An 18,473-nucleotide genomic window follows, 5' to 3' on the forward strand; every position below is an offset into this window, starting at 1 on the left:
CCAATCGTCGCTGAACCGGCCGCGCATGTCCTGCGCCGGGCCGAGGCAATCCACTTGTAACAGGTTCGGTCGATGCAGGCGGGGCTGGTCTGGAGGCATCCTGTGGATGCCAGAGCCCGCTTTCGGCGTCACGCAGCAGTACCGGGCCGAGGGCCTCCAGATCGGTTGATAACCGGGCTCGATACTGACGGGTAAGCGTGTCGACTCCAAGGAGCACCGTACCGCCATTGGGAACATCGACGTACCGGCGTCCCTTGTGCATCCGGAAACCCTCGGCGTTCGGACCTGGTAAATCAGGGGGGACGGTGATCCAGTAATGTTCCAGGGGCCATTGCTCACGCGTGAGTGCGGCCTTAGGGGGCGCTGACTCACGAATCGTTACCGCCGGTATCGGCGTGACGGTATCCGGATCAGCGTCGTTTGCAGGTCTGCCGGGCCCTTCAGGGGTTAGTGTTCCCCGTGAAGTCGACGGGCCGAAATCGACACGCGGCGGCGTCTCGGGTCTTGCTGTTTCCGAGCCTTGCCGGGGCGGTCGTGCAGAGTGTTCAACGGTTCCTTTGAAGGGTAGTCGTGGTGACATTTTTACTTCCTTGCAAGTTTGCTTGTCAGGCGCCCGCGAACGGGCGCCGATAACGTTCGGCGTCATTGCCTGTTGGTTGTTACAGGAGGCACAAGCCCGTTGCCCGGGCATGGCCATTTAGCTGGAGAGCGCAGCGGCGTTGTCCGCCATGGTGAATATTTTTTGCGCTGTCTTGCCATCGAAATGATTGCGCCAGATCTCGGTATGCGGCCGACCGGCCAGTTCATCGCGGCGCTGCGACTTGACCCCGAGTCTGCTCTGTTCAAGGGTTTTCAAATGACCGCCTCTGGTTTTGAAGCCCAGCGGGTGGCTGTCCTGCCTGTCATAGTGAAAATGCGCTTCCCACAACGGCGCACCGTCAGTGCTATCGCTGATGGAATAAACGTCCAGGAACTCCCTTTCCTTGCCTTTGCCCAGCGCCTTGCGATTAACCGTCCTGCGGACATTGACTTCGGCGCGATCCATCAGATAGTTCAGGCGCATGATGTCCAGCACGTCTTTGTCCTTGTACATCCGCACGTGGATCTTCTGCCCCAGGTCCGTCAAGGCATCGGCTGCGGTTCGCAGGCGTGCGGCCAGATCGACGATCACGCTATCCTCGACCTCGCTTGCGTGGTCCTCCAGCCGTCTGGCCTGCTCATTGAGCCGGTCGCTTTCGGTGCCCAGAGTTTCCATGATGTTCGTCGGGTTGGCTTTTTGGGCTTCCTGGAGGCGCGCATCGGCCATGTGGTGCTCATGGCTGTCCAGTGACGCGGTTGCTTCGCGGATCAGTTGCGCGCGCGGTACGCGGACGATTGGCGGCAGCACTGGCAGCCACTCTTCCTGTCTTTTTTCGTAGCGCCGGGGGGGCGAATCGGGTCGCAACGGATCGGCAACCTTGATGATGACGCTCCCGTCCGGGGCGGTCTCGGTCTCCCCGACCAGTACCCTGTAAGTGCCGTGCCGGCGCGTTCGGAACATTTTCCTGGCGGGGGCGGGACGCCCTGTCTCGGCGTAGACGGGTTGCGCCGGAATGAAGTCGAAATCGATGTCCTGGTCGAGGCTCGGCAGATCGGAATGGGGCATCGCAACGTCAAGGATTTCGTTCAAAGTGCTGTCAATCTTCTTCTCGATCGGTTCGATCAAGGCAATGATCTGCTCAAGGTATTGGTCCTTGGGGCTTTGCGAGCTCAGCAGCATTTCGAAGCGACTCTTGTCTCCTCTGATCTGGTCAAGGGCCAGCAGGAGTGCCATGGTGTGCTCTCGTTCTGGAACACTGCTCAGATCCCCGGTGATCAGGTCTATGGCAGACAGCGAAGGCATGGTGGTGTCTGGCGGCTGGTCGGGAGTGCCTGCAAACAGGTGCACATAAAGCGTCAGTTTGTTGAAGTTGATGCGCTCCGCCGTCGGTACCTGTTGGCTGAGCTCCGCCAGTTGTGCGGCCGCGCCGGGGGAGGCTTTTCTGATCTGCTCCATCACCACCTGACGCTCGTCGAGGATCTTCAGCTTCTTGTTCAGGTGAGTGAGGATTTTCCTGCAGCTGTCGGCACTCAGGTCTGTCGTCTCAGGCCTGACCCTGAGGTCCATGACGGCCATGAGCCTGTTGAGGGACTCGACCTGTTCTACCCGGAAGGTGTGCAGTTCTTCCTTGAATAGCCCGCCTGCTTTGACGATCGTCATCCAGTCCTTGTTGTCGACGAGCGACTGAACGAAGGCCGTCTGTTTTCTGATGTGCCTGAGCAAATGCACCTCAACGGCAACCAGGGCCGCGGTCCTTGTGGGACTTTCCGCCTGTTGTCGGGCCTCGCTCCACAAGGCGTCGTACTGCGTGGATGACTCGATCAGAGCGGTGTGGGCATTCTGGAAGGGTTCATAACGTTGCATCAGCAGGGCCATATTGACCTGCCTCGGGTTATTGCGCGGCATTCCGCCCCTCAGCCCCGTCAGTACAGAAACCCAGACGCCAGCCTCGTTGCGAGTGATGGCCCGGGTTTCGCCGCTGCGACTGGCCCGGTAGATGTTCGCGCTGTCGGTGGCGACCGGATCCTTGGCGTTAATGATGCGCCACACCTTGTGCGCCGGACTCGACGCGTCGAGATCCTGCATCGCCTGGTACGCTTGATTGTGGATGACCACGTAGAGCTTGCCGTCGTGGCGAAACAGCCCATCGCTGCCGGGTTCGGATGTGCTGAAATCCAGCTCAGTGCGAAACGGTTGAAGGCTTGCGTCGGTCAGCGGTACATGGGTTGCGTCGACATCATTGAGTGGATGCCAGAGTCCGCTGTCGACATCGCGCAACAGCAGCGGCCCAGAGGCATGCAGTTCGCTTGATAGCCGGGCCCGGTACTGTCCGGTGGCTGGCTCCACCGCGACCAGAACGACGCCGCCATCGGAGACGTCGACGTACTGTCGTTTGTTGTAGGTCCTGAATCCTTCGCTGTCGGCGTGCGGCAGTTTTGCCGCGGTTTTGATCCAATAGCGCCTTAACGACTGATCGTGGAAGAGACGAGTTTCAACAGGGGCCAGTGTCCGGTGGAGGATGACAGGCGGGGCGGGCAGAATTGCATCGGGGTCCGCCACCCCGGGCGACGGTGCCCGCGGTTTCGGTTTTTCGCCAAGGAGCCACGGATCGAGGTTTTTGCGGCCCGGCGTACCACTGGTTTCGGTCCTGCCGTCCATCTGTCGGTTCGAGCGGATGTGGACGTCCACGTCCACATGGATGTTGCCATTGCGAGGCGGTTTTACGGCCATGTTTCTTCATCCTTGAAAAAGTGGCGGTTGCAGAACTCCGGTCATCGGGTTCTGCAAGGCGTTCAGCGTCATTGCTGATGTCTGGCGGGTGAAACTCACCGGAGATTTTCTGCTGGAGGCGCGCAGGGCACGTTGTCGTGAAAACCGACCATTACCGTCGGAATTGGTTAAATTTTGTGCTATATTCCGCGCCCGCGATTTTTCACTTCAACACCGGTCGTCGACATGCAAGCAGCCAAGCCGTTATTTGACTATCCAAAATATTGGGCCGAATGTTTCGGGCCAGCGCCATTCCTGCCGATGAGCAGGGAGGAGATGGATCAGCTTGGCTGGGATTCGTGCGACATCATCATTGTTACCGGTGATGCTTACGTCGATCACCCGTCGTTCGGTATGGCGATCATCGGCCGGCTGCTGGAGTCTCAGGGCTTTCGCGTCGGGATCATTGCGCAGCCGAACTGGCAGTCCAAAGACGACTTCATGAAGCTCGGCGAGCCGAACCTGTTCTTCGGCGTCGCGGCGGGCAACATGGACTCGATGATCAACCGCTACACCGCGGACAAGAAAATCCGTTCCGATGACGCGTACACGCCCGGCGGCATGGCCGGCAAGCGTCCGGATCGCGCCAGCCTGGTTTACAGCCAGCGCTGCAAGGAAGCCTACAAGCACGTGCCGATCGTGCTCGGCGGCATCGAAGCCTCGCTGCGCCGCATCGCCCACTACGACTATTGGCAGGATCGCGTGCGCAATTCGATCCTGATCGACGCCAGCGCCGACATTCTGCTGTACGGCAACGCTGAACGTGCCATCGTCGAGGTTGCCCAGCGTCTGTCGTGGGGCCACAAGATCGAAGACATCACCGACGTGCGCGGCACCGCGTTCATCCGTCGTGACACGCCGCAGGGCTGGTACGAAGTCGACTCGACGCGCATCGACCGTCCGGGCAAGGTCGACAAGATCATCAACCCGTACGTCAACACGCAAGACACCCAGGCCTGCGCCATCGAGCAGGAGAAGGGGCCGGTCGAAGATCCGCAGGAAGCCAAGGTCGTGCAGATCCTCGCCAGCCCGCGCATGACCCGTGACAAGACCGTGATCCGCCTGCCGTCGATGGAAAAGGTGCGCAACGACCCGGTTCTGTACGCCCACGCCAACCGCGTGTTGCACCTGGAAACCAACCCGGGCAACGCCCGTGCGCTGGTGCAGAAGCATGGCGAGCTCGATGTCTGGTTCAACCCGCCGCCGATTCCGATGACCACCGAAGAAATGGACTACGTGTTCGGCATGCCTTACGCCCGTGTGCCGCACCCGGCGTACGGCAAGGAGAAGATCCCGGCCTACGACATGATCCGTTTCTCGGTGAACATCATGCGTGGCTGTTTTGGTGGTTGCACCTTCTGCTCGATCACCGAGCACGAAGGGCGGATCATCCAGAACCGTTCCGAAGAGTCGATCATTCGCGAAATCGAAGAGATCCGCGACAAGGTGCCGGGTTTCACCGGCGTCATTTCCGACCTCGGCGGCCCGACCGCGAACATGTACCGCATCGCCTGCAAGAGCCCGGAAATCGAATCCGCGTGCCGCAAGCCGTCCTGCGTGTTCCCGGGCATCTGTCCGAACCTGAACACCGACCACTCGTCGCTGATCCAACTGTACCGCAGCGCCCGCGCACTGCCGGGTGTGAAGAAGATTCTGATCGCGTCGGGTCTGCGTTACGACCTCGCAGTCGAGTCGCCGGAGTACGTCAAGGAGCTGGTGACCCACCACGTCGGCGGTTACCTGAAGATCGCCCCGGAACACACCGAGGAAGGCCCGCTCAACCAGATGATGAAACCGGGCATCGGCAGCTATGACAAGTTCAAGCGCATGTTCGAGAAGTACACCAAGGAAGCGGGCAAGGAGCAGTACCTGATTCCGTACTTCATCGCCGCCCACCCGGGCACCACCGACGAAGACATGATGAACCTTGCTTTGTGGCTCAAGGGCAATGGCTTCCGCGCCGACCAGGTGCAGGCGTTCTACCCGTCGCCGATGGCCACAGCCACTGCGATGTACCACTCGGGCAAGAACCCGCTGCGCAAGGTGACCTACAAAAGCGATGGCGTGACCATCGTCAAGAGCGAAGAGCAGCGTCGCCTGCACAAGGCGTTCTTGCGTTATCACGACCCGAAAGGTTGGCCGATGCTGCGTGAAGCGTTGGTGCGCATGGGCCGCGCCGATCTGATCGGCCCGGGCAAGGATCAGCTGATCCCGGCGCATCAACCGGCGACCGACAGCTACCAGAGCGCCCGTCGCAAAAACTCGACTCCGGCCGGCAGCCACAAGGTCGCCAAAGAGAAGACCACCAAGATCCTCACCCAGCACACCGGCTTGCCGCCGCGTGCCAGTGATGGTGGTAATCCATGGGACAAGCGTGAACAGGCCAAGGCCGCGGCATTCGCCCGCAACCAGCAGGCGGCCAAGGAGCGCAAGGATGCGGCGAAGGGCAAAGGACCGAAGCCGACGCGCAAGCCGGTCGTGCCGCGCTAAAGAAAACGCCAACCTTCGGGTTGGCGTTTTGCTGATCGTTCCCACGCTCCGCGTGGGAATGCCTCTCGGGACGCTCCGCGTTCCAGCCGTTACTCGCAGTATTGTCGAACATGGTTGTGACGCGGAGCGTCACGGGCTGCATTCCCACGCAGAGCGTGGGAACGATCAAATTAGTTGTTGCCGCTGGCCTCTTCGCGAGCAGGCTCGCTCCCACAGGGGAACGCATTCCAAATGTGGGAGCGAGCCTGCTCGCGAAAGCGTCCGGTCAAACACGGCAAGAATCAGCGTCCGCAACATTTGCGTGCAACTGAGCGAAAGCATTTCCTCGCTTCGCCCGGTTTTGGTGCTGTACTGCCTTGAGCATTTCGAGAAAGCGCGCAGGCCTGTGCATGGCATAAGTCTTGCGCGCTTTCCTCTACGCCCAGGCTCGCAGGAGGCACGCCGTGTCGATTCATGTCGCATTGCATCACGTCACGCATTATCGCTACGACCGCGCTGTCGAACTCGGCCCGCAGATCGTACGCCTGCGCCCGGCGCCCCACAGTCGCACGCGGATTCTGTCCTATGCGCTGAAAGTCTCGCCCGAGCAGCATTTCATCAACTGGCAACAAGACCCTCAGGGCAATTACCTGGCACGTCTGGTATTCCCCGAGAAAACCGCAGAGCTGCGCATCGAAGTCGATCTGCTCGCCGAGATGGCGGTGTTCAATCCGTTCGACTTCTTCCTTGAACCCTACGCCGAAAAAATCCCGTTCAGCTACGCCGCCGACGAGCGCAAGGAGCTGGCGCCGTACCTCGAAACCTTGCCGCTGACCCCGACCTTCAAGGCTTACCTGGACAGCATCGACCGCACACCGTTGCCTGCCGTGGATTTTCTGGTGGCGCTCAATCAGCGCCTCAGCGAAGACATCGGTTACCTGATCCGCATGGAACCGGGCGTGCAAACCCCGGAGCACACCCTCCAGCACGCTTCCGGCTCCTGCCGCGACTCGGCATGGCTGCTGGTACAGCTGTTGCGCAATCTCGGTCTGGCGGCGCGGTTTGTCTCCGGTTACCTGATTCAACTGACCGCCGACATGAAAAGCCTCGACGGCCCATCCGGCACCGACGTCGACTTCACCGACCTGCATGCATGGTGCGAGGTGTATCTGCCCGGCGCCGGCTGGATCGGCCTCGATGCCACCTCCGGGCTGTTCGCCGGTGAAGGGCATATCCCGTTGGCCTGCAGTCCCGATCCATCCTCGGCGGCGCCGATCAGTGGTCTGGTCGAACCTTGCGAAACGCAGTTCAGCCACGAGATGTCAGTCGAGCGAATATGGGAAGCGCCGAGGGTCACCAAGCCCTACACCGATGAGCAATGGCGAGCGATCCAGGCGCTGGGCCGGCAGATCGATGCCGACTTGCTCGAAGGCGACGTGCGCCTGACCATGGGCGGCGAACCGACCTTCGTCTCCATCGACGACCCGGACGGCGCCGAATGGAACACCGCCGCGCTGGGGCCGGACAAACGTCGGCTGTCCGCCGAGCTGTTCCAGCGCATGCGCAAGCAATACGCACCACAGGGGCTGGTGCATTTTGGCCAGGGCAAGTGGTATCCCGGCGAGCAATTGCCGCGCTGGTCGCTCAATTGCTACTGGCGCCGCGACGGTCAGCCGATCTGGCACAACGACGCATTGATCGCCGACGAGCAGCAGGACTACGGCGCCGATGGCGACCTGGCCGGACGCTTTCTCGCCAGTGTTGCCGAGCGTCTGAAGTTGCCTGCGCGCTTTGTGTTCCCGGCCTACGAAGATCACCTCTACTACCTCTGGCGTGAGGGCGCGTTGCCCGGCAACGTCAGCGCTGAAGATTCGCGTCTGGAAGAACCGCTGGAGCGCGCGCGGCTGCGCAAGGTCTTCAGTCAGGGTCTGAACAAGGTGATCGGTCAGGTGCTGCCGCTGGCGCGCACGGCCAAGGGCGATCAATGGCAGAGCGGGCGTTGGTACCTGCGCGATGAGCACTGTCGTCTGGTGCCGGGGGATTCGCCGCTGGGTTATCGCTTGCCGCTGGCGTCGCAGCCTTGGGTGAAGGCGGCGGAATATCCGTTCATCCATCCCAACGATCCGAATCAGGACTTCGCTCAACTGCCGGATCCCGCGCAGCTCGGTGTGCACGGCGAACCTGCTGTGATGGATGAGCGCGTGCCGAAAATCGATGAGTCCGCCGACTGGCTGACCCGCACTGCGTTCTGCGCCGAGGCCCGCGAAGGGCGGCTGTATCTGTTCATGCCGCCGCTGGAGCGGGTCGAGGATTATCTGGAACTGGTGTCGGCCATTGAGGCCACCGCCGAAGAACTGCATTGCCCGGTGCTGCTGGAAGGTTATGAGCCGCCGAGCGATCCGCGCCTGAGCAATTTTCGTATCACCCCGGACCCGGGCGTGATCGAGGTCAACGTGCAGCCGTCGGCGACCTGGGACGAGTTGGTCGAGCGTACCGAGTTTCTCTATAAGCAGGCGCGGCTAACCCGCCTGACCACCGAAAAGTTCATGATCGACGGGCGCCATACCGGCACCGGCGGCGGCAACCATTTTGTCCTTGGCGGCGCGACACCGGCGGACTCTCCGTTTCTGCGGCGGCCGGATCTGCTGCGCAGTCTGATCAGTTATTGGCACAATCATCCTTCGCTGTCGTACCTGTTTTCCGGCCTGTTCATTGGTCCGACGTCCCAGGCGCCACGGGTCGACGAGGCGCGCAACGATGCCTTGTACGAACTGGAAATCGCCTTCGCGCAGATGCCCGAGCCGGGCGAGGAGTGTGCGCCGTGGCTGGTTGACCGACTGTTGCGCAATTTGCTGATCGATGTCACCGGCAATACCCATCGCGCCGAATTCTGCATCGACAAACTGTATTCGCCGGACGGCGCCACCGGGCGCCTGGGTCTGCTGGAACTGCGCGCTTTTGAAATGCCGCCCCACGCGCAGATGAGTCTGGCCCAGCAGTTGCTGTTGCGGGCATTGGTTGCAAGGTTCTGGCGCGAGCCTTACGCGCCGCCGAAACTGGCGCGCTGGGGCACGGAGCTGCATGACCGCTTTCTGCTGCCGCACTTTATCGAGCAGGATTTTGCCGACGTCATCGTCGAGCTCAACCATGCCGGCTATCCGTTGCGTGCGGAATGGTTCGCTGCGCATCTGGAGTTTCGCTTTCCCAAGGTCGGCGACTACGCTGTCAATGGCATCGAGCTGGAGCTGCGCCAGGCCCTCGAACCCTGGCATGTGCTGGGCGAGGAGGGCTCGGCGGGCGGCACGGTGCGCTACGTCGATTCTTCGCTGGAGCGCTTGCAGGTCAAGCTCAACGGCCTGCCGCCACAGCGCTATCTGCTGACCTGCAATGGCGTCGCGGTGCCGTTGCACCCGACCGGACGGGTGGGCGAGTTTGTCGCCGGAGTGCGCTTTCGGGCCTGGCAACCGGCCAACTGTCTGCACCCGACCATCGCGGTGCACGCGCCGTTGGTGTTCGACCTGCTCGATACCTGGATGGGGCGTTCGCTGGGTGGTTGCCAGTACCACGTCGCCCATCCCGGCGGGCGCAATTACGAAACGTTGCCGGTCAATGCCAACGAAGCGGAGAGCCGGCGCATGGCGCGGTTTTTCCGCCAGGGACATACGCCGGGGAAACTTGCGATACCGAAAGTCGACATCAGTGACGAGCTGCCGATGACCCTCGATTTGCGACGTTTCTAAGTCTCACGTGACACGCGGATTTTTCGTATATCCGCGTGTCACGTGCCTGCGTTAGTCTGACCGTTCCCTGCTGTCTGCCGAGCTTTCCATGCCTGACCTGCTAGACCGCTACCCGCTGAACGCGGGCACCTACCACGAACTGCTCGACGGCAGCGGCGCAGTGCGTGCGCATTGGCAGCGGCTGTTCGATCAGTTGCAGCGCAGCAGCCCCGCGCAACTGGTGCAGCGCCAGGCTTTGCTGGCGCGGCAGATTCAGGAAAACGGTGTCACCTACAACGTCTATGCCGACCCCAAAGGCGCTGATCGGCCATGGGAGCTGGACCTGCTACCCCATGTGATCGCGGCGGATGAGTGGCAGCAGTTGTCCGCCGGCATCGCTCAGCGGGCACGCTTGCTCAACGCGGTGCTGGCGGATCTGTACGGCCCGCAACGGCTGATCAGCGAAGGCCTGCTGCCGGCCGAGCTGGTCTTCGGGCACAACAATTTTCTCTGGCCCTGTCAGGGCATCAATCCGCCGGAATCAGCCTTTCTGCACCTGTACGCGGTGGATCTGGCGCGCACGCCGGACGGCCGCTGGTGGGTCACCGCCGATCGCACCCAGGCGCCGTCCGGTGCCGGTTATGCGCTGGAAAACCGCACCATCGTCTCCCGCGCGTTTCCCGATTTGTACCGTGATCTGAAGGTTCAGCATCTCGCTGGCTTCTTCCGCACCTTGCAGGAAACCCTGGTGCGTCAGGCACCGGAGGGTGATGACGCACCGTTGGTGGTGCTGCTGACCCCGGGGCGTTTCAACGAAAGTTATTTCGAGCATCTTTATCTGGCCCGCCAGCTCGGCTATCCGTTGGTCGAGGGCGGCGATCTGACCGTGCGCAATGCCACGGTGTACCTGAAAACCCTCAGCGGCCTGCGCCGCGTACACGCGATCATGCGCCGCCTGGACGATGATTTCTGCGACCCGCTGGAGTTGCGTACCGACTCGGCGCTGGGCGTGCCCGGCCTGCTCGAAGCGGTGCGTCAAGGGCGGGTGCTGGTCGCCAATGCGCTGGGCAGCGGGGTGCTGGAATCGCCGGGTCTGTTGGGGTTTCTGCCGAAGATCAACCAATTCCTGTTCGGCGAAGAGCTGATCCTGCCGTCGATCGCCACCTGGTGGTGCGGTGAAGCGCCAGTGTTGGCGCAAGCGCTGGAAAAGCTCCCTGAGCTGTTGATCAAACCCGCTTTCCCATCGCAGAGCTTCGCGCCTGTTTTCGGCCGTGACTTGAATGAAAGCCAGCGCCTCGAGCTGGCGCAGCGCATGCAGGCACGGCCTTATGCCTACGTCGCGCAAGAACTCGCGCAACTGTCCCAGGCGCCGGTCTGGCAAGCCGAAGACGGTCATCTGCAACCCCGGGCGATCGGCATGCGCATGTATGCAGTGGCCAGTCACGACGGTTACCGCGTGTTGCCGGGCGGTCTGACCCGAGTGGCGGCCGATGCCGACGCCGAAGTGGTGTCGATGCAGCGCGGCGGGGCAAGCAAGGACACCTGGGTGCTCAGCGATCGTGCACCGAGTGGCGAGCAGTGGAAGGCGCAGCGCAATGTCGGCGTGCATGATCTGGTCCGCCGCGATCCGTACCTGCCGTCGCGGGTGGTGGAAAATCTGTTCTGGTTCGGCCGCTACTGCGAACGCTGTGATGACAGCGCGCGGCTGCTGCGCATCATGCTCACGCGCTATGTCGATGGCGATGATCCGCATGCGTTGCAGGCGGCGGTCGATCTCGGTGAGCGACTGGCGCTGTTGCCGGAGGAAGGCGAACTGCCGGAGCGCCTGCTCGCTGCGTTGCTGGGCGAGGACTGGTCGTTCAGCCTGCGCTCCAACTTGCAGCGTTTGCAGTGGGCTGCGTCGCAAGTGCGCGGCAAGCTGTCCCGCGAGAACTGGCAGGCGCTGGTGGAATTGCAGCGCGAGGCGCTGGAGCTGGAAGTCGATGAACCGGACTTCGGCGAACTGCTGGATTTTCTCAATCGTCTGGTGATGTCGCTGGCGGCGCTGTCGGGGTTTGCCCTGGATGACATGACCCGCGATGAGGGCTGGCGCTTTCTGATGATCGGCCGACGCATCGAACGTCTGCAATTTCTCAGCAGCAGCCTGGCCGCGTTTCTGGGCGGTGCGGGTGCGTTCGATCAAGCGGGGCTGGAGTGGTTGCTGGAACTGGGCAACAGCAGCATCACCTATCGCTCGCGCTACCTGGCCGTGGCGCAGTTGATTCCGGTGCTCGATCTGCTCTTGCTGGATGAGCAGAACCCCCACGCCGTGCTGTTTCAGCTGAAACTGGTCACCCGCACGCTGAAGCGTTTGAACGACGATTTCGCTGCGCCTCGCGAGACCGGATTGCCGCAACTGATTGAACGCTTGGCGCGATTCGATCTGGGTTGTCTGGAAAATCCGCTGTTCGGTAAATCCAGCGTGCGGGCTGCGCTGGATGGTCTGGCCGATCTGTTGCAGGAAATCGCCGAAGCGAGCGGTCAGGTATCGGATCGTCTGGCGCTGCGCCATTTCGCCCATGTCGATGATGTCAGCCAGCGCACGGTGTCGGTCTGATGAGCGCTCAATATCAGATCTTTCACGACACCTGTTATTACTACGACAGCCCGGTTTCCCTCGCGCAGCAACTGGCGCACCTGTGGCCGCGCGAGTGCAGCTGGCAGCGCACCACCGAACAGCAGTTGCTGATCAGCCCGGAGCCGACCATGCGCCGGGATGAACGGGATGTATTCGGTAATCCGCTGACGCGGCTGGCATTTGAACGGCCCCATGACCAATTGCAGGTCAACGCCCGCCTGACGGTTGAGGTGCTGGCGCGATCGGCGCTGGATTTCAATCAGTCGCCACCGTGGGAGCAGACCCGCGATGCGCTGACGTATAGCAGCCAGCCGTTGACCGCCGACCTGCTCGAAGCCTGTCGGTACCGGTTCCAGTCGCCTTATGTGCACTTGAAGCGCAGCTTCGTCGAGTTCTCGCACAGCTGTTTTCCGCCCGGGCGACCGTTGCTGCACGGCGTGCAGGCGCTGATGCAGAAGATATTCAGCGAATTCACCTTCGATGCCGAAGCCACCCAAGTGGCGACGCCGCTGGTGGAAGTGCTGGAGCGTCGACGCGGCGTGTGTCAGGACTTCGCTCATCTGATGCTGGCCTGTGTGCGCTCGCGCGGTCTGGCGGCGCGTTATGTCAGCGGCTATTTGCTCACTCAGCCGCCGCCGGGCCAGCCCCGCCTGATCGGCGCCGACGCCTCGCATGCCTGGGTTTCGGTGTTCTGCCCGGTGCTGGGTTGGGTGGATTTCGATCCGACCAACAATGTGCAGCCGGCGCTGGAGCACATCACATTGGCGTGGGGCCGGGATTTTTCCGATGTATCGCCGCTGCGCGGGGTAATTCTCGGTGGCGGTAATCACGACCCTGAGGTGCGGGTTACCGTGATGCCACTGGAGTAACGCAGATCAAACTGTAGGAGTGAGCTTGCTCGCGATGGCGGTGTGTCAGGCGATAAATATTGTGACTGACACACCGCTATCGCGAGCAGGCTCACTCCTACAATGGGATTCGGGTGTGCTTGGGAGGGAAGGGCTGTGAGGGCCGGCGGCAGAACCGCCAGCCCCGTCACAAATCCGCAGGGCCTGATTCGATCATCAAACCCGGTGGGGCTCAGGCGTCGGGCGTCTGATCTTTCGGTGCATCGGGTGCATCAACATCATCATCGGTCGCCACTTCACCGTCAGGGTTCAGTGCCGCTTCTTCAGCGGTTTGCTTCTTGCGCTGAAGCTTTTCCTCTTTCTTCTGTTCCTTTGCCAGGTCTCGTTGACGTTTGGCGAAGGAGTAATTGGGTTTGGCCATGGGCGATCCTCTGGGGTCGAAGGTGAGGTTGAGCGGCGCGTATTCTGCCCTGTATCGGTGTCCGGGGGTTAACCGGGTTTTTGGTCGACCCACTTGGGCGTGACGGTCGGCTGCCACTGATCGAGGGCGTCGAGCAGGGAATCTGGCGATTCGCTCACTTGCAGCATGTCACGGTGTGGCGCGCGAACGAAGCCTTCGCCGACGATATGATCGAGAAAAGCCGTGAGTTTGCTGTAGAAACCGTTCACTTCCAGCAGCCCCAAAGGCTTGCCGTGGTAGCCGAGCTGGCCCCAGGTCCAGACTTCGAACAGCTCTTCCAGCGTGCCGAGGCCGCCGGGGAGGGCGATGAATGCATCGCTGAGTTCGGCCATCCGCGCCTTGCGCGCATGCATGCCGTCGACCACCTCCAGGCGCGTCAGGCTCTTGTGGCCAATCTCCTTGTCCATCAGGCTTTGCGGGATGATGCCGATCACTTCGCCGCCAGCAGCGAGGGCAGCATCAGCGACAATGCCCATCAAACCGACGGCGCCGCCGCCGTAGACCAGCGTCAACTTGCGTTCGGCCAGTGCCCGGCCAAGGGAGACGGCGGCTTCGGTGTAGGCTGGAACAGTGCCGGCGTTGGCACCGCAAAACACACAAACGGATTTCAGCGACATGGGTTACTCCTGGGTCGATCAGTCGCACAGGGTAACGGCTGGCGCGTCACGGTCCAAGGGCTAGACTTCGCGTTCGGGCGATTCGAAAGTACCGCTGGCGCCACAGGCGTAGGCGGCGAGCAAGCTGCACAACAGGCCGTTGAAGAACATGACAGGCACTCCGTTTCAGTAGGTGGGCCGATCATAGGGCTGGCCAAATAAAAAGGCCGTTAGATTGTGTCGATGAGTGTCATAGCCTGAAAGTTGTATACAATTTTTGACTCAAGTCATAGGAACTTGCGAAGATTTCAGGCAGTCTTTGCACCACTAGTGTTTTTGTTAACCCTGCCTTGGAGATTCACCATGTTTTCCAAAGTTGTTGCGGTATCCCTGCTGGCGCTGGCCAGCGGCCAATTGATGGCTGCCGAGTGCAAAACCACCGTTGATTCCACCGATCAGATGTCCTTCAACACCAAGGAAATCGTGATCGACAAGAGCTGCAAGACTTTCACCGTCGAACTGACCCACTCCGGCAGCCTGCCGAAGAACGTAATGGGCCACAATCTGGTGATCAGCAAAGAAGCTGACATGCAGCCAATCGCCACCGACGGCCTAGCAGCCGGGATCGACAAGAGTTACCTGAAGGATGGCGATGCGCGCATCATCGCGCACACTAAAATCATCGGCGCCAAGGAAACCGATTCGGTGACTTTCGATGTGTCGAAGCTGGATGCCGCTGAAAAATACGGCTTCTTCTGCTCGTTCCCTGGCCACATTTCGATGATGAAAGGCACTGTAACCCTGAAATAAATCGGGGATAGGGAATCAAAATAAAACGCTGCTGCGGGATGATCGCAGCGGCGTTTTTTGCATCAGCGTCCGTCATTTATGTGGAAAGCCGTTACCGTTCGTCCGAAGTGGGCTCATACCTGTTATTTCTGACAGTAGACCGATCTTTAAAACAGGGGGCTAGATAGAACCTTCTCAGGCTAGGCGAAGAAGGAGTCCTTCATGATTGGCAAAATCAGAAAATCTACACTCCTGCCGCTGGAAATCACCCAGGTGGTTTCTGGTGGACAGGCGGTTACCAGTGGCAGCGTGATTTTTTCCCAAAGAGCCAGTTTCAGCGTTACCGGGCCTTCGTCTGTAACGTTGAGTTTTCTAGTGGACGATGCCCTGAAATACACCGGTGATACGAGCACAGACGGGATCGGATTCTTTCTCATAGATGACATGCCAGAAGGAAGGCACGAATTTCGAGTGACCTTCGAGGACGAGTCCACTGATGCATTCGTATTGATTTCAGTTGTAACAAAGCCATTCATCAGAACGCTGAAAGATTCCAGCGGGGATGATATCGAGCACGAAGGCACTACCAAGGACACCAAACTGGTCATTAGCGGCCTGGCAAAAGAAGGTCAGATAAAGATCCTGAACGATTCAGCCCCTGACGTGATCGCCACTTTCACGGTCGAGAGGGATCGTAGCTGGGGCGGCGATCTTGAACTGCAAGCAGGGAAAACCTACGCACTGAAGGCCCGGGCGGATGACGGCAAGGAATCCAATCTCTACTCAGTGACCGTGGAGCCAGCGTCTGGAGGCGAGGTGGACATAACCTCTCTGACAGACTCCTCCGGCCCGGTAGGGGACGAAACCGCTACGCCGGACACCAATCTATCAATTGCCGGGACAGCGACGTCCAACTCGGTAGAGATATTCGATAATGACGACCCGACACCGATCACAAACTTTCCGGTGGTGGGAGGCAATTGGGGGGGCGAGCTGGATTTGTCTGTCGACAAACGATATTCGCTGACGGCCAAGGCCCCGGGCGGTCAAGCGACCGAACCGCGGAGTTTCTATGTCGGGACGCCGAAAAAGCCTGAGATTACTCGCGTCTCGCCCGCGAGTGGCCCAGATCTTGAAGATGGTGACACCACCACGTCTACTCTGCTTACGTTTCACGGCGTTGCTGCTGGGCATTTCAAATTGTCGATTCGTGATGGCGACAAGGGTATGGCCAACACCTCCGTCTATTACAAGAACGACTGGACAGAAACGCTCAAAGATTTACCTCCCGCAACATACATATTCAACGTCAAACCGCCGTCGGACGACCCGTCCGATAACTTCACGATCACAATCGAATCCGTTACGGATGCCAAGCTCGCCGATTGAAGGATGCTGAAACCCACTGTGCTGCAGGTCCGAAGCGGCTGGCAGTGATCGTCTGGTTTTGATGTTCCAAACACAGACATCGCTGCCAGTGGCAACGTTGCGGTACGTCCGTTCAAGGTGCGAACGGCATGACTCGTTTGTGATGGGTCTTGTTGTACGTGTCGACAATGATCCTGAACGCCTCGTCACGCACCGGCTCGCCATGCAGGAAGGCGTCGATCTCGGCATAGGTCACGCCATGGGCCGCTTCGTCCGGTTTGCCCGGCGACAGGTCTTCCAGATCCGCCGTCGGTACTTTCTCGACCAAAGGCTCTGGCGCGCCGAAACTGCGCGCAATCGCACGAACCTGATTTTTCACCAGACCGCTGAGCGGTGCCAGGTCGCAGGCGCCATCGCCGAATTTGGTGAAGAAGCCCATCACCGCTTCTGCCGCATGGTCGGTGCCGATCACCAGACCGCCCGCCACCCCGGCAATCGTGTACTGCGCGACCATGCGCATCCGCGCCTTGGTATTGCCCAGGACGAAATCCACCGACGCCGCCGGTTTGCCTTCGAACGCCGAAACCTGAGCAGCCAGCGCCTTGACCGCCGGGCCGATGTTCACGGTGTGGATTTCGTCAGGGGCGATGCAATCGAGCGAAGCCTTGGCGTCGTGCTCGTCGAACTGAGTTTCGTAGGGCAGGCGCACGGCGATGAATTTGTAGCGGTCGTCGCCGGTTTTTTCGCGTAGATCACGCACCGCGCGCTGGGCCAAGAGGCCTGCGGTCAGTGAGTCGACGCCGCCGCTGATGCCCAGCACCAGGGTCTTGAGCCCGGAATTGACCAGGCAATCCTGAATGAACGTCAGGCGTCGGGCGACTTCGGCCTGCAGGGCCTGATCGTCGGCGAACGGTGGTTGCACCTTGAGCTGCTCAGCAATCTCACGCTGTACGGCTTGCATGAATTCACTCCTTGCTAGATAGACTGGATTCGGCAGGAACCTGAAACACATGTCGCAAATAGGCGACGAAATTCGGATCTTTGCAGTGGGTCTTGCCAGGCTCGTCGGAAATCTTCGCCACCGGCTGGCCGTTGCAGGCGGTCATTTTAAGCACGATGCTCATCGGTTCGACACCCGGGATGTCACAGGTGAGGTTGGTACCGATGCCGAAGCTCACATTGATGCGACCGTGCAGCGCGCGGAAAATCTCCAACGATTTGGGCAGGGTCAGACTGTCGGAAAACACCAGGGTCTTGCTCATCGGGTCGATGCCGAGCTTGTGGTAGTGCGCGATGCACTTCTCGCCCCACGCCACCGGGTCCCCGGAATCGTGGCGCAAACCGTCGAAAAGCTTGGCGAAGAACAGATCGAAATCGCCAAGAAACGCATCTGTGGTAATGCAGTCGGTGAGGGCGATGCCGAGCAGGCCCCGGTACTCGCGAACCCAGCAATCGAGCGCAGCGATCTGGCTGTCGATCAGCCGCGGGCCGAGTTGCTGATGGGCCATGATCCACTCGTGAGCCATGGTGCCCAGCGGTTTCATGTCCAGCTCGCGGGACAGATGCACGTTGCTGGTGCCGACGAAACGACCCGGGAAATCGTGCTTGAGGACGTTGACCACTTCGGCCTGCACACCAAAGGAAAAGCGTCGGCGGGTGCCGAAATCGGCGACCTGCAGTTGCGACAGTTCATCGGCCGAGGCGTTGGCGGTCAGCCAGTCGAACTTGCGATACAGCTGTTCGCGGGCCTGCTCCAGCGAGGTTTCCCGATAGCGATAGCGGTTACGCACCTCGCTGACGATCGCCAGCAGCGGCACTTCGTAAAGGATGACGTGCAGCCACGGCCCGCGCAGGCGGATGAACAACTCGCCGTTCTCGATGCCGGTATGCAGGTAGCGCAGGTTGAAGCGGAACAGGCCGAGGAAACGCAGAAAATCCGGTTTCAGGAAAGTGATGCGCTCAAGAAAACTCAACTGATCGGCACTGAGACTCAGCTCGGCCAGGCGCTCGATCTGATGGCGAATCTCGGCCAGATACGGGCGCAGGTCCTCAGCGTTGCGGCAGCGGAACTCCCATTCGACTTCGACGTTGGGGTAGTTGTGCAGCACCGCCTGCATCATCGTCAGCTTGTAGAAGTCGGTGTCGAGCAGGTTCTGCACGATGCGATCGGCAAACACACTCTCGCTCATAAACGGGTCTCCAGTTGCGCCGCGCCTGGCGCGGTCTATATCGATGGCGCTAGTGGCGCATATCGGCGG

At 60.5% G+C, this 18,473-nt stretch carries 11 protein-coding genes; 6 read left to right on the forward strand and 5 right to left on the reverse strand.

The genetic code is table 11. From position 1 onward, the window contains the following. Positions 1 to 697: 697 nt before the first annotated feature. Positions 698 to 3,310, reverse strand: a complete 2,613-nt coding sequence (locus J2Y90_RS08685; protein WP_253498536.1) for a hypothetical protein — start codon at positions 3,308 to 3,310, stop codon at positions 698 to 700. A 225-nt stretch (positions 3,311 to 3,535) separates the two neighbouring features. Between J2Y90_RS08685 and J2Y90_RS08690 the strand changes: the two genes are divergently transcribed. The 4 genes from J2Y90_RS08690 to J2Y90_RS08705 all read left to right on the forward strand — a co-directional run bounded on the left by J2Y90_RS08690 (position 3,536) and on the right by J2Y90_RS08705 (position 13,023). Further along, on the forward strand, positions 3,536 to 5,839 hold the full coding sequence (locus tag J2Y90_RS08690) for a YgiQ family radical SAM protein (RefSeq protein WP_253498538.1): 2,304 nt from the start codon (positions 3,536 to 3,538) through the stop codon (positions 5,837 to 5,839). A 443-nt stretch (positions 5,840 to 6,282) separates the two neighbouring features. Then, positions 6,283 to 9,558 carry a DUF2126 domain-containing protein gene (locus J2Y90_RS08695; RefSeq protein ID WP_253498541.1) on the forward strand — a complete coding sequence of 1,092 codons (3,276 nt, stop codon included), beginning with the start codon at positions 6,283 to 6,285 and terminating at the stop codon, positions 9,556 to 9,558. Positions 9,559 to 9,646: 88 nt separating this feature from the next. Then, entirely contained in the window at positions 9,647 to 12,133 is a 2,487-nt protein-coding gene (locus J2Y90_RS08700; RefSeq protein WP_253498544.1) for a circularly permuted type 2 ATP-grasp protein, read from the forward strand. Further along, the gene (locus J2Y90_RS08705) at positions 12,133 to 13,023 is read left to right on the forward strand and encodes a transglutaminase family protein (protein WP_253498547.1); all 891 of its coding nucleotides are present in this window, start codon (positions 12,133 to 12,135) and stop codon (positions 13,021 to 13,023) included. The genes J2Y90_RS08700 and J2Y90_RS08705 overlap by 1 nt, the downstream gene beginning before the upstream one ends. 211 nt (positions 13,024 to 13,234) lie before the next feature. Here J2Y90_RS08705 and J2Y90_RS08710 read toward each other — a convergent pair whose 3' ends face one another. Both J2Y90_RS08710 and J2Y90_RS08715 read right to left on the reverse strand, forming a co-directional pair. Beyond that, a complete protein-coding gene (locus tag J2Y90_RS08710; protein WP_160769183.1) occupies positions 13,235 to 13,423 on the reverse strand; it encodes a hypothetical protein in 189 nt (62 codons plus the stop codon). A gap of 68 nt (positions 13,424 to 13,491) precedes the next feature. Further along, positions 13,492 to 14,079, reverse strand: a complete 588-nt coding sequence (locus tag J2Y90_RS08715) for a TIGR00730 family Rossman fold protein (RefSeq protein WP_253498550.1) — start codon at positions 14,077 to 14,079, stop codon at positions 13,492 to 13,494. Positions 14,080 to 14,421: 342 nt separating this feature from the next. On the opposite strand from J2Y90_RS08715, the gene azu reads away from it, so the two are divergent. Next, on the forward strand, positions 14,422 to 14,868 hold the full coding sequence (gene azu / locus J2Y90_RS08720; RefSeq protein ID WP_253498553.1) for an azurin: 447 nt from the start codon (positions 14,422 to 14,424) through the stop codon (positions 14,866 to 14,868). Positions 14,869 to 15,069: 201 nt separating this feature from the next. Next, positions 15,070 to 16,236 (forward strand): hypothetical protein, encoded by a 1,167-nt coding sequence (locus tag J2Y90_RS08725; protein WP_253498556.1) that lies wholly within the window; start codon positions 15,070 to 15,072, stop codon positions 16,234 to 16,236. A 112-nt stretch (positions 16,237 to 16,348) separates the two neighbouring features. Here J2Y90_RS08725 and nadE read toward each other — a convergent pair whose 3' ends face one another. Next, the gene (gene nadE / locus J2Y90_RS08730; protein ID WP_253498559.1) at positions 16,349 to 17,176 is read right to left on the reverse strand and encodes an ammonia-dependent NAD(+) synthetase; all 828 of its coding nucleotides are present in this window, start codon (positions 17,174 to 17,176) and stop codon (positions 16,349 to 16,351) included. A gap of 4 nt (positions 17,177 to 17,180) precedes the next feature. Beyond that, complete coding sequence (gene pncB, locus J2Y90_RS08735; protein WP_042608959.1) at positions 17,181 to 18,404, reverse strand: nicotinate phosphoribosyltransferase; 1,224 nt, start codon at positions 18,402 to 18,404, stop codon at positions 17,181 to 17,183. Positions 18,405 to 18,473 lie beyond the last annotated feature (69 nt).

The sequence above is a fragment of the Pseudomonas koreensis genome (assembly GCF_024169245.1).
Lineage (GTDB): Bacteria > Pseudomonadota > Gammaproteobacteria > Pseudomonadales > Pseudomonadaceae > Aquipseudomonas > Aquipseudomonas koreensis_F.

What these genes read in the sequence shown, in the direction of transcription:
- J2Y90_RS08700 (WP_253498544.1), top strand. Translation starts at nt 9,647, where the DNA reads ATGCCTGACCTGCTAGACCGCTACCCGCTGAACGCGGGCACCTACCAC.
- J2Y90_RS08725 (WP_253498556.1), top strand. Translation starts at nt 15,070, where the DNA reads ATGATTGGCAAAATCAGAAAATCTACACTCCTGCCGCTGGAAATCACC.
- pncB (WP_042608959.1), bottom strand. Translation starts at nt 18,404, where the DNA reads ATGAGCGAGAGTGTGTTTGCCGATCGCATCGTGCAGAACCTGCTCGAC.
- J2Y90_RS08705 (WP_253498547.1), top strand. Translation starts at nt 12,133, where the DNA reads ATGAGCGCTCAATATCAGATCTTTCACGACACCTGTTATTACTACGAC.
- J2Y90_RS08710 (WP_160769183.1), bottom strand. Translation starts at nt 13,423, where the DNA reads ATGGCCAAACCCAATTACTCCTTCGCCAAACGTCAACGAGACCTGGCA.
- J2Y90_RS08685 (WP_253498536.1), bottom strand. Translation starts at nt 3,310, where the DNA reads ATGGCCGTAAAACCGCCTCGCAATGGCAACATCCATGTGGACGTGGAC.
- azu (WP_253498553.1), top strand. Translation starts at nt 14,422, where the DNA reads ATGTTTTCCAAAGTTGTTGCGGTATCCCTGCTGGCGCTGGCCAGCGGC.
- nadE (WP_253498559.1), bottom strand. Translation starts at nt 17,176, where the DNA reads ATGCAAGCCGTACAGCGTGAGATTGCTGAGCAGCTCAAGGTGCAACCA.
- J2Y90_RS08715 (WP_253498550.1), bottom strand. Translation starts at nt 14,079, where the DNA reads ATGTCGCTGAAATCCGTTTGTGTGTTTTGCGGTGCCAACGCCGGCACT.
- J2Y90_RS08690 (WP_253498538.1), top strand. Translation starts at nt 3,536, where the DNA reads ATGCAAGCAGCCAAGCCGTTATTTGACTATCCAAAATATTGGGCCGAA.